This window comes from Promicromonospora sp. NPDC060204, assembly GCF_042728455.1.
Classification (GTDB): Bacteria; Actinomycetota; Actinomycetes; order Actinomycetales; family Cellulomonadaceae; genus Promicromonospora.
Window position 1 is genome coordinate 1 of the sequence record NZ_JBHWZO010000018.1, and the last position, 11,606, is coordinate 11,606.

The 11,606-nt window shown below is 73.2% G+C and carries 10 protein-coding genes; 6 read left to right on the top strand and 4 right to left on the bottom strand.

Annotated features, from left to right (window positions below):
* Positions 1-166: 166 nt before the first annotated feature.
* From ACFWEJ_RS04185 to ACFWEJ_RS04195, 3 genes are all read left to right on the top strand, one after another.
* Complete coding sequence (locus tag ACFWEJ_RS04185; RefSeq protein WP_377227949.1) at positions 167-292, top strand: hypothetical protein; 126 nt, start codon at positions 167-169, stop codon at positions 290-292.
* Between the two features lie 199 nt (positions 293-491).
* Entirely contained in the window at positions 492-1,616 is a 1,125-nt protein-coding gene (locus ACFWEJ_RS04190) for a LacI family DNA-binding transcriptional regulator (RefSeq protein ID WP_377227950.1), read from the top strand.
* Positions 1,617-1,688: 72 nt separating this feature from the next.
* A complete protein-coding gene (locus tag ACFWEJ_RS04195) occupies positions 1,689-3,902 on the top strand; it encodes a beta-galactosidase (protein ID WP_377227951.1) in 2,214 nt (737 codons plus the stop codon).
* A 116-nt stretch (positions 3,903-4,018) separates the two neighbouring features.
* Here the strand turns inward: ACFWEJ_RS04195 and ACFWEJ_RS04200 are convergent, their stop codons facing one another.
* A complete protein-coding gene (locus ACFWEJ_RS04200; RefSeq protein ID WP_377227952.1) occupies positions 4,019-4,570 on the bottom strand; it encodes a MarR family winged helix-turn-helix transcriptional regulator in 552 nt (183 codons plus the stop codon).
* 159 nt (positions 4,571-4,729) lie between these two features.
* Here ACFWEJ_RS04200 and ACFWEJ_RS04205 point away from each other — a divergent pair, with 159 nt between their 5' ends.
* The 3 genes from ACFWEJ_RS04205 (at position 4,730) to ACFWEJ_RS04215 (ending at position 9,214) form a co-directional block, all read left to right on the top strand.
* Entirely contained in the window at positions 4,730-5,179 is a 450-nt protein-coding gene (locus ACFWEJ_RS04205) for a pyrimidine dimer DNA glycosylase/endonuclease V (protein WP_377227953.1), read from the top strand.
* Positions 5,176-7,356: an MMPL family transporter gene (locus tag ACFWEJ_RS04210; RefSeq protein WP_377227954.1), complete on the top strand. Its 2,181-nt coding sequence runs from the start codon at positions 5,176-5,178 to the stop codon at positions 7,354-7,356. Before ACFWEJ_RS04205 ends, ACFWEJ_RS04210 begins: the two co-directional genes overlap by 4 nt.
* Before the next feature lie 289 nt (positions 7,357-7,645).
* On the top strand, positions 7,646-9,214 hold the full coding sequence (locus ACFWEJ_RS04215; RefSeq protein ID WP_377227955.1) for a DUF222 domain-containing protein: 1,569 nt from the start codon (positions 7,646-7,648) through the stop codon (positions 9,212-9,214).
* 293 nt (positions 9,215-9,507) lie between these two features.
* On the opposite strand, the gene ACFWEJ_RS04220 is transcribed toward ACFWEJ_RS04215, so the two are convergent.
* The 3 genes from ACFWEJ_RS04220 to pcaC form a co-directional block, all read right to left on the bottom strand.
* The gene (locus ACFWEJ_RS04220; RefSeq protein WP_377227956.1) at positions 9,508-10,296 is read right to left on the bottom strand and encodes a ferredoxin reductase; all 789 of its coding nucleotides are present in this window, start codon (positions 10,294-10,296) and stop codon (positions 9,508-9,510) included.
* Positions 10,289-10,840: a sulfite oxidase-like oxidoreductase gene (locus ACFWEJ_RS04225; protein WP_377227957.1), complete on the bottom strand. Its 552-nt coding sequence runs from the start codon at positions 10,838-10,840 to the stop codon at positions 10,289-10,291. Before ACFWEJ_RS04225 ends, ACFWEJ_RS04220 begins: the two co-directional genes overlap by 8 nt.
* 241 nt (positions 10,841-11,081) lie before the next feature.
* Entirely contained in the window at positions 11,082-11,483 is a 402-nt protein-coding gene (gene pcaC, locus ACFWEJ_RS04230) for a 4-carboxymuconolactone decarboxylase (RefSeq protein WP_377227979.1), read from the bottom strand.
* Between the last annotated feature and the right edge of the window lie 123 nt (positions 11,484-11,606).

Below are 11,606 nucleotides of genomic sequence, written 5' to 3' on the forward strand. Positions count from 1 at the left end.
GGCCCGAAAACACGGTGTTTTCGGGCCCAATGACGGGGTAGAAGCGCACGTCGTCGGCCTAGCCCAGCCCCGCCCCGGCTTGGGTCCGGCTCGGCCCCACGAGGACATCCGCCGAACGGCGCACGCTTCGCGCCAGCTTCCGCCATCCGGCGGACGGATCACCGCCGTGCTGCTGACCGGGACGGTCGCGCCCGCCGGGATCTTCTGCACGGTCGCGGTCATGGCCGTCGGCTACTCGTGGCTGGGCGGGCGGCCGGTGCGACGGCGCCCCGCGAGGCGACGGCCTGCGTGACGGCGTCCGGCACGACGGCGGCCGGCACGGCGGCGGCCGGGGCCTTGACTGCGTAGTCAGAGCGTGATTCGCTCGGCCCCGTTGACTACGTAGTCAGTCCGGCCGTCACACGGTCCGAGCACAGCGAGGGAGCTGGTCCATGGATGCCGCGCAACGGGTGTCCCAGGGTGTGACACAGCGTGCGACACAGCGTGTGTCGATGACGGATGTCGCCCGCCGTGCCGGTGTGTCCCAGAAGACCGTCTCGCGCGTGGTCAATCACGAGCCGCACGTCGCGGACGCCATCCGCGCGCGGGTGCAGACCGTCATCGAGGAGCTGGGCTTCCGCCCGAACGCAGCCGCCCGTGCCCTGGTCACCCGCCGGAACCAGCGCATCGGCATGGTCACGATGGGCACCGCGTTGTACGGACCGACGTCGATCCTCCAGGGCGTCGACGCCGCCCTGCGGGGCTCCGGCTACCACCTGAGCGTCGCACGCACGCAGGGCGGCGGCGTCGCCGACCTGCAGGCCGCGATCGACGAGCTCGTCGCCCAGGACGTCGCGGGCCTCGTGCTCTCCGAGCCGATCGACCTGGGGCACCCGGAGCTGCGCCTGCCGGGCGGGCTGCCGGTCCTCACGTTCGACTCGCCGACGTCGGCGGACGACCCGGCCGGGGCCACCGCTTCGGGCACCACAGATCCCGCCCGCCCCGACGAGCTGGTGCTGGGCGCCGACGAGCTGGCCGGGGCCAGGGCCGCCACCGAGCACCTGCTGGCGCTCGGGCACCGCACCGTGCACCACGTCGCCGGCACCGCGGGCTGGTCGGCCACCGCCCGCCGGATCGCCGGCTGGCGCGGCGCACTGTCGGACGCCGGCATCCCCGCACCGCCGGTGGTGCACGGCGACTGGAGCCCCCGGTCCGGGTACGAGGCGACCGCGGAGCTGCTGCGGCGGGCCGGCTCCAGCCGCGCCGGCTCCAGCAACGACACGCACTCCACCGACGACACGCGCCCCGGCACGCCCGTCACCGCCATCTTCGCCGCCAACGACCACATGGCGATCGGCGCCGTCCGCGCCGTGGAGCTGGCCGGGCTGCGGGTGCCCCACGACGTGAGCGTCGTGGGCTTCGACGACGCCCCCGAGGCCGAGTACCTGTCCACTCCCCTGACGACCGTGCGCCAGGACTTCGCCGAGGTCACCCGCCTGGCCGTGCACCGGCTGGTGCGCGCCGTCGAGGGGCGGCCGCCCACGGAGCGGAACCGGCTGGTCCCCACCCAGCTCGTGGTCCGGGAGAGCACGGCGCCGCCGCCCGAGGGCACTCCACCCGAGAACCCGCACACCTGAGCTGCGCACTCACCCCCGCACCCACCCGCACGTCTGACCCGCACCCGACCAGCACAGACCCGAGAGGCCGCCATGAGCCCCCTGCACCACCTGACCGACGGCGTCCTGTTCGGCGCCGCGTACTACCCCGAGTACCACCGGCCCGAGGACCGGCTCTCGAACCGGCTGGAGAAGGACCTGGACCTCATGGTCGAGGCCGGGTTCTCGGTGATCCGGGTCGGCGAGTCGGTGTGGTCCACGTGGGAGCCCGAGAACGGGCGCTTCGACCTCGACTGGCTCCAGCCCGTGCTCGACGGCGCGCACGAGCGCGGCATCCGGGTGGTGCTCGGCACGCCCACGTACGCGGTGCCGATGTGGCTGGCGCGGCTCTACCCGGAGATCAACGTCGTCCGGGCGGACGGCCGGGCGATGGGCTGGGGCGCACGCCAGGAGATCGACTACACGCACCCGTCGTTCCTGTTCCATGCCGAGCGGGTCATCCGCGCCGTCGTCGCGCGGTACGCGGCGCACCCCGCCGTCGTCGGCTTCCAGGTGGACAACGAGCCCGGGAACGAGATCTTCCACAACCGGCAGGTCTTCGAGCGGTTCGTCGACCACCTGCGCAGCCGGTACGGCTCGGTCGAGCGGCTGAACGACGAGTGGGGGCTGACGTACTGGTCGCACCGGCTGTCCTCGTGGGCGGACCTGTGGACGCCGTCGGGCAACGCTCAGCCGCAGTACGCGCTCGCCTGGCGCCGGTTCCAGGCGCAGCTCACCACTGACTTCATCGGCTGGCAGGCCGACGTCGTGCGCGAGTACGCGCGCGAGGACCAGTTCGTCACCACCTGCATCTCGTACGAGCGCCCGGGCGTGCAGGACGACGCGCTCACGCGCGAGCTGGACGTGACCGCCGGCAACCCGTACTACCGGATGCGCGACCACCTGGCCCTGCCCCCGAGCGTCACCGACGACCAGGCCTGGATGACCACGGGGACGTGGTCGCTGTACGCCACGGCCGACCGCATGTACGCCTCGAAGCAGGCGCCGTTCCTCGTCACGGAGACCAACGCGCAGGCGATCGGCGGCCCCTGGCAGAACGAGCCGGCCTACGACGGCCAGTGGCGGCAGGCCGCCTGGGCGCTGGTCTCGCGCGGCGCGACCATGATCGAGTACTGGCACTGGCACACGCTCCCCTACGGCACCGAGACGTACTGGGGCGGCGTGCTGCCGCACTCGCTGGAGCCGGGCCGGGTCTACCGGCAGATCGCGGAGCTCGGCGCCGAGCTGCGTACGGCCGGTCCCGCGGTGGCGAACCTGACGCCGGACGCCGACGTCGCCCTGGTCTGGTCCAACCCGAGCAAGTGGTCGCTGGCCGAGTTCCCGCAGCTCGGCGGCGGCGCGGGACCGGACCCGCGCGGCTGGCACCGGATCTTCGACGCCTTCTACCGCGGGGCGTTCGACGCCGGCCTGCAGGCCCGGCTCGTGCACGACGCCCAGCTCACCGGCGCCACCCCCGAGGACGCCGCGCGCGAGCATCCCGTGCTGGTCGCGGCGGGCGTCACGATCGCCGACGACGCCTGGCTGCAGTGGCTGGAGCGCTACGCCGCGGCCGGCGGCCACCTCGTGCTGGGCATCCGCACCGGGTACGAGGACGAGGAGGCCCGCGCGCGAGCGGAGCGCAAGCCCGCGCACCTGAGCGCGGCAGCCGGCGTCTTCTACGACGAGTTCGCCACTATCGACGCGCCGCTGCCCGTGCACGCCGCGGACGGCTCCAAGGTGGCCGACGGCGCCCTCGACGACCCCCTTGCCGGCGCGCACGCGACCAGCTGGGTCGACGGGCTGCAGGTCCTGGACGCCGACGTGCTCGTCAGCTACGACCACCCGCACTTCGGCCGCTGGCCCGCCGTCACCACCAGAGCGCACGGCACAGGCCGGGTCACCACGGTCGGCACCGTGCCCGACCCTGCGCTGGCCCGGGCGGTCCTGGACTGGGCGGCGCGGCACAGCGGGCCGGCGGTCCTGGACGGACCGACGGCCGGGCCGACGGCTGGGCCGACTGCGGTGGGGCCGGCGTCGGACGACGGGTCCGAACCGCCGCGGTGGCGCCCGCAGGCGCCGTCGCAGACGGTGACCGGAGCGCGGAACCCGGCCGGTCAGCGGGTGCGGTTCGTGCACTCGTGGTCCTGGGACCCGAGCGTCTTCGTGCTGCCCGGCGCGGTCCGCGACCTGCTCAGCGGCGAGGAGCTGGCCGAGGGCGCGCGGATCGAGCTCGGCCCGTGGGACGTCCGGGTGCTGCTGGAGGTCTGAGGGCGGGCCGGGCGTGAGGGTGCGCCGGGCAGGAGGCCGGGCCGGGCGTGAGGTGCGCCCAGCGCGCGCCCGGGCCGGGCCCGAGGGCGGGGCCGGGCGCGCGGCCCGGCCCGGCGCTAGTCCGGCTCGTGCTCCGTGCTCGCCAGGTCGTCGAGGAACCGCGCGACAATCTCCCGCTCCTTGGGCGTCAGCCGCGCCGCGGCGTCGAACCGCCGGGCGTGGCTGCGCCCCACGGTCTCCCGCGCCGCGCGCCGCGTCTCGACGGACACCTCGATCGCGAGGCTGCGCCGGTCGGACGGGTGGGGGAACCGGTGCACGTGGCCGCCCGCGGCGAGCCGGTCGAGCAGCTTGGTGGTCGAGGCAGTTGTGATGCCCAGGTGCTCGGCGATCGCGCCCGGCGTCACGATGCGCCCGTGGTTCTGCATGGCGATGATGTAGCGCAGGGCCCGCATGTCGGTCTCGCCGAGCTTCATGTACCGACGCGACGCCTCGCTCATGCGGCGCTCGGTCTCGTGCCAGCCGCGCAGGGCCTCCAGGACGCGCACGACCTGGTCGACGTCCCGCTCGTCCATGCCGGCCCGGTGCACGATCTCCTCGTCCGGGTCCATGACTCGGGGGTCCAGCATCGACGGCTGGGTCTCGGCATCCGGCACGGGTTCTGGCTCCACGCTCGGATTTTACCCCTGCACATACTGCGTCATACACTTGAATATAGCCTGGCTAGCTAAATTCCGGGCATCCCTGGCATGCCTGTGCCTCGTACCCCGGTCTCCGCGGCTGGTGCGGGGTGCGGGCGCCCCCTCTCAGAGAAGGAGCCGACGACGCCCATGAGGCTCTGGTCGCTCGATCCCGCACTGCTCGACCGCCAGGGGCTCGTCGCCTGCTGGCGCGAGGCGCTCCTCGCGCAGGCCGTACTCCTCGGCCGGACCGCGGGATACACCGCACACCCCCAGCTCGAACGTTTCACCGCGCACCCGGACCCGGTCGCCGCCATCTCCAGCTACCTCCACGGGGTGCGGGACGAGGCGACGCGGCGGGGCTACCAGTTCGACGCCGAGCGCATCTCCCGGCCGCTGGACCGGAGCACGCGCGACGTCCGCAGGATCGTCGTGACCACGGGACAGCTCGACCTCGAGCGGCAGCACCTGCTGCGCAAGGTCGCCGTCCGCTCGCCCGAGCACCGGTCGGGTCTCGCCTCGACCGGCACGCCCGCCGCCCACCCGCTGTTCGTCGCCGTGCCCGGCGACGTGGCGAGCTGGGAGCGGGTCGTCGCATGAGCACCGCACCCAACCCAGGCCCGTCGCCCCGCACCACGACGTCGCGCGTACCGCGCTGGCTGCGGGTGACCCTGCCCGCCGTCCTCATCCTCGTCTGGCTCGTGGGCGCCTCCGTGGGCGGCCCGTACTTCGGCCGGATCGACGAGGTCTCCTCCAACGACCGCACCGCCTACCTGCCCGAGACCGCCGAGGCGACCGAGGTGCAGGAGCGCCTCTCGGGCTTCACCGAGGGCGACGCGATCCCGGCGCTGGTCGTCTTCGTCTCGCCGGACGAGCTCACCGACGACCAGCTCACTACCATCGGCGACCGGCTCACCACCGCCGGCGACCTGGACGTGGTGGACGGCGACGTCTCCCCCGCCATCCCGTCCGACGACGGCGTCGCCGCCCAGGCCTTCGTACCGCTGTCCGGCGACGCCGACGTGGGCGAGGCGACCGCCGAGCTGCGCGCGACCCTCGCCGAGGACCTGCCCGCCGGCGTCGACCTGTACGTCACAGGCCCCGCGGGCTTCTCCAGTGACCTGGTCTCGGCGTTCGCCGGGATCGACGGGCTGCTGCTCGGCGTGGCGCTGGCCGCGGTGCTGGTCATCCTGATCATCGTCTACCGGTCGCTGCTGCTGCCCCTGGCGGTGCTCGCCACCAGCATGTTCGCGCTGTGCATCGCGCTGCTGACGGTCTGGCACCTGGCCAACTCGGGCGTGCTGCTGCTCAGCGGGCAGACGCAGGGCATCCTGTTCATCCTCGTGATCGGCGCCGCGACGGACTACGCCCTGCTGTACGTGGCGCGGTTCCGGGAGGAGCTGCTGCACACCCCGGACAAGTGGACCGCGACGCTGCGCGCGCTGCGCGGCTCGGTCGAGCCGATCCTGGCCTCGGGCGGCACGGTCATCGCCGGCCTGCTCTGCCTGCTGTTCAGCGAGCTGCGGTCCAACAGCACGCTGGGACCGGTCGCCGCCGTCGGCATCGCCTTCTCGATGCTCGCCGCGCTCACGCTGCTGCCGGCCCTGCTGCTGGCGTTCGGCCGGGCGGCGTTCTGGCCGCGACGCCCCGTCTACGACCCCGCCGCGGCGGAGTCCGGCGCCGAGGAGGTCGGGCTGTGGGGACGGGTCTCGCGCGCGATCCGCGCCAGGCCGCGCACCATCTGGATCACGACGGCGGCCGTGCTCGCCCTCGGCTGCGTGGGGATCACCCAGCTCCAGGCCTCGGGCGTGCCGCAGTCGGAGCTCGTCCTGGGCTCCTCCGAGGCCCGCGACGGGCAGGAGGTGCTCGCCGAGCACTTCCCGGCCGGCTCCGGCAGCCCGGTCTACGTGATCGCGCCGCAGGAGGACCTGCAGCGCGCGGCCGACGTCCTGCTGGCGGACGACGGGATCGAGGGCGTCGCGATCACCGCCGACACCGCGAGCAACACCGCCACGGTGACCGAGGACGGCGTCCAGCCGTTCGGCCCGCCCGGGTCTCCGGCACCGGAACCCGTGGTGTCCGACGGCGCGGTGCTCCTGCAGGGCACGCTCGGCGACGCCGCGGACTCGCTGGCCGCGGAGCAGACGGTACGCGATCTGCGCGCCGCCTACGCCGACGAGCTGCCCGCGGCCCTGGTCGGCGGCGAGTCCGCGACGGACCTGGACACGAACGAGGCGTCGATCCGCGACCGCACGGTCATCGTGCCGATCGTGCTCGTGGTGATCCTGGTCATCCTCATGCTGTTGCTGCGCGCGGTGCTCGCGCCCGTGCTGCTCGTCCTGACCACCGTGCTGTCGTTCGGGACCGCCATGGGCGTCTCCGCGCTGGTCTTCAACGACGTGCTGGGCTTCCCGGGCGCGGACCCGGCGGTCCCGCTGTTCGGGTTCGTGTTCCTGGTGGCGCTCGGGATCGACTACAACATCTTCCTGATGACCCGGGTCCGGGAGGAGTCGCTCGTGCACGGCACCCAGGAGGGGGTGCTGCGCGGGCTACGGCTGACTGGCGGCATCATCACGTCGGCGGGTCTGGTGCTCGCGGCGACCTTCACGGCGCTGGCGGTGATCCCGGTGCTGTTCCTCGCGCAGCTCGCGTTCATCGTGGCGTTCGGCGTGCTGCTCGACACGTTCGCCGTCCGCTCGCTGCTGGTGCCCGCGCTCACGTACGACATCGGCCGGAAGGTCTGGTGGCCGTCGAAGCTGGGGCGGGGTGGGAGGTAGGCGGTAGGAAGTAGGCGGTAGCGGGTTCTGGTCGTCTCGCCGCCGGATCCCGGAGGTGGCCGACGGGTCGGCCGGTCCTGGGGGGCCGGCCGGCCCGCTGCTCTTCTGGGTGGGTGCCGGTCAGGCGCGCGATACCGAGCGCCGGAGCCGCCGCTTCGCGGACCGAAGAGTTATCCACAGATCTTTTGCTCACCCAAACAGCAGCACATTCGTTCGATAGGCTCGTTGCAGCGGCTTGGACCGACCCGGTCCTGGCGTTCGAGACCGCGCACGAGAGGTGGTGTGAACCATGGCAAGGGAAGAACGTGGAGGCACCCCACGTGCCCTGGAGGATGTCCTGACCGACCTCGATGCGCTCCTGGACGAGCTCGCCACACCAGCGCATGAGGTCATGACGACGCCGGGTCTGGTGTCGGCGTCCGCCCGCCTGCGCGTGGCCGGCGCCCGCATGGATGCCGTGCGCTGGTCGATCCTGCCCCGGATCGAGTCCGCCGGGCTCTGGGCCCAGACGGGCGCTCGCACGTTCGCCGTCTGGCTGGCCCGCGCCGAGGACGTCCAGACGGGGACCGCACGACGCGACGTCCGCACGGCCAGGGCCTTGCGCGACCATCTGCCCGCCACGCTGTCGGCGGCCCTGGCGGGTCGGGTCGGCGTCGACAAGCTCCGCGCGCTGGTCGACGTCGCCACCACCAGCACCAACCGAACCGAGGCCCTGGCCGCCCCGGCGGTCGACGTGCCCACCATCGACCAGGCCGGCTCCGTACCTGACCCGGGCCCCGCTGGGGACGCACCCGCTGGACCTGTGCCTGTGTCTGTACCGGGCGACCCGACGACGGGGACACCGACGACTTCGGCTGCGCCGACCTGGGAGGAGCAGCTGCTTGACTGGTCGACCCAGAACGGGCCCGACCGGTTCCGCGGTCTGGTGCGCTACTTCGCCCGCCACGCGGACCCCGAGGCCGACGAGCGCGGCTACACGAAGGCCAGACAGCGCGAGTACCTCGACGTCGCACCCACGCTGGGCGGCTACCACCTGAGCGGGTTCCTCACCGAGGAGCACGGCCAGACGCTGACCACGGCGATCGGCTCGATCATGGGCGCACCGGCCGCCGACGACGACCGCACCCCCGGTCAGCGCCGCGCCCAGGCTCTCGCCGATCTGAGCCGCATCGTGCTCGACAACGGCTGCACCGGCACCGGGGCCTCCGTCCGCCCGCACCTCAGCGTGACCGTCTCGTGGACCGAGTTCGAGGCCCTCACGGCCCGGAGCGGCACCGAGCAGCCGGGCGCGGGCAGGCCGAGCGAGCCTGGCGTCCGGACGGGGCCGACCGTCCCGTCCGTCCCGTCCGGGCCGACCGGGCCGACCGGGCCGACGGTCCCGTCCGGGCCGACCGGGCCGACCGGGCCGACCAGCACGATCGGCCCGGACGGCGTCCCCCACATCAAGCGTCCTGCGGTTTTCACCGAGACGAGCACCCCGGTGCCGACCTCGCTCCTGCGCCGCATCGCCTGCGACAGCGAGGTCACCCGGATCGTGTTCGGAGCCGACTCGCAGATCCTGGACGTCGGCCGGAGCAGACGGACGGTCACCGGGCAGCTGCGCCGGGCGGTCATCGCCCGCGACCAGCACTGCGTCTACGGCGAGTGCGACCAACCGCCGACGCGGTGCGAGGTCCACCACGCCCTGCGCCACTGGGCGCACGGCGGCGAGACCTCCACCACCAACGCCGCCCTGCTCTGCTACCACCACCACGACCTCGTCGACACGCAGAACATCGCCATGCACTACGACGACGGCTGGCACTTCACGCACCCGAACGGCCACGTCACGCACCCCACAGGCACGAGCACCACATGACCAAGGGAGTCACCGACCCGCGCCGCACGACGACGCACCGCCACCGAAGCAGTTCCGTTGCCGAAGCGCTGCCGAAGCAGCCCGGCCCGGCCGGGCAGTCCCACCCGGCCGGGCAGTCCCACCGGCCGCCGCCACCGGAGCCGGGCGGAGCCCGACGACCGATCACCGTCACCCGGTCCGGGCGGAGTCCGACCACGCCGTCACCACCACCAGGAAAGGCACGCCCCGCCAGCCGACCATCGACACCAGGCGGGGGCGCGCCCCGCCACCCGACCATCGACGCCGGGGGCTGGTCAGCTCCCCGCGGGCCCGAACCGTTCGGTCCGGATCCGGGCCGGGTCGTGGCCCTGGGCGACAAGCATGCGGGCGACCCCCTCGACGAACCCTGTCGGACCGCACACGTACACCCGCGGCTCCAGCTCGGGCGGCCAACCCCACGAGGCCACTTCCGAGGACGTCAGCCGGCGCGGGCCGCGCAGTGCCGTCAGGGAGACCGCCCGCGTGAAGATCGTGCTGGCCTCGAACCCGTCGCCGCGGGCCACGAGCGCGTCGAGCTCGTCGGTGTACAGCCGGTCCTCCGGCGTGCGCACCGAGTAGATCAGGCGGAACGGCGTCCGGTCGCCGGACTGGCGGCGTGCGCGGGCCATCGACATCACGGGGACCAGCCCGGAGCCGCCGGCCAGGAGCAGGACGGGCGTGCCCGCGTCCCGCTCCGGGTCCCAGACGAACCATCCGCCGATCGGCCCGCGCACCTCGATGGCCGCACCGGGCGGGAAGTCGTCGACCAGGTAGGGCGACACCTCGCCGTCTCGGACGCGCTGGACGGTGACCTCCACACCCCCGCTGCCGGACGGCGTGGGGCCGCTCGCCAGCGAGTACGACCGCTCGGCGGTGTAGCCGTCGGGCGCGGTGAGGCGCAGGTCGAGGTGCTGGCCCGCCTGGTGACCGGGCCACTGCGGGATGTCGAGCACGAGGGTCTCCGCGGAGGCGCTCTCCGCACGTCGTTCCAGCAGGGTCGCGACCTGCCAGCCGGACGGGACCGCGTAGCGCTGCCCGAGCCGGGCGCCCACCGCCTCAGTCACCCTGGTACCTCTGCTCACGCCACGGGTCGCCGAGGTCGTGGTAGCCGAGCTTCTCCCAGAAGCCGGGCCGGTCCGTCGGCATGAGCGTCAGCGAGCGCACCCACTTCGCCGACTTCCAGAAGTACAGGTGCGGCACGAGCAGCCGCGCGGGGCCGCCGTGCTCGGGGTGCAGCGGCGCGCCGTCGAAGGTGTGCGCGATCCACGCCTTGCCGCCCAGCAGGTCGGCGACCGGAAGGTTGGTCGTGTATCCGCCGTAGGAGCCGACCATCGCGAAGTCGGCGGTGGACTCGACGTCCGCGAGCAGCACGTCCAGGGACACGCCCCGCCAGCGGGTGCCGAACTTGGACCAGCGTGTGACGCAGTGGATGTCGACCGTCGGCTTCTCCTGGGGCAGCTCCATCAGCTGCGCCCACGACCAGGTCTTCGCGGCACCGGACTCGTCGGTGACGGTGAAGCTCCAGGTCCGGCTGTCGACGTTGGGCGTCGGCCCGGCGGAGAGCACCGGGAAGCCCTCCTCCTTGTACTGCCCGGGAGGGAGAGTCACGCCCGCGGGCCGCGGCCGCCCGCGAAAACCCGGGGTGAGCGTGGCCCCGACGCCGCGGTCGGCAGGGAAGCGGTCGGCGGTAGAACGGTCGGCGGGAGAACTGACGGAATCCGGGGCTGCAGAATCTAGGGCTGCAGATTCCGGGACTGCGTAATCTGGGCCGCCCGGTTCGGGCGGCGTCGCGCTGGTCATGCCCCAAAGATAGTGCGGGACAGGGGGTGCAGTACGGCTGCTGCAGGACTCAGACGAGACCCTCGTCGGCCAGCGCCTGCTGGGCAATCTTGAAGGCGTGGTTCGCGCTCGGCACCGAGCAGTAGATCGCCGTCTGCAGGAGCACCTCCTTGACCTCGTCGACGCTCAACCCGTTGCGGACCGCGGCCCGTACGTGCATCGCCAGCTCGTCCCAGTGCCCGCCGGCGATGAGTGCGGTCAGCGTGATCATCGAGCGGCTCCGCCGGTCCAGGCCCGGGCGAGTCCAGATCTCACCCCACGCGTAGCGGGTGATGAGGTCCTGAAAGTCGGCGGTGAACGCCGTCGTGCCCACGATTGCGTTGTCCACGTGCGTGTCGCCCAGCACCTGACGCCGGACGGCGGCGCCGTCGTGACGCCGCACGTCGTCCCCCCGCTCGGGCCGACGACTCAGGGGGCCGCTGAGGGGAACACTGCTCGCGCGAACACCCCCTGCGCGGGCACTGCCTGAGGTGGCACTGCCTGAGGTGGCACTGCCTGAGGGAGCGCCGCTTGTGCGGGCACTGCCTGAGGGGAC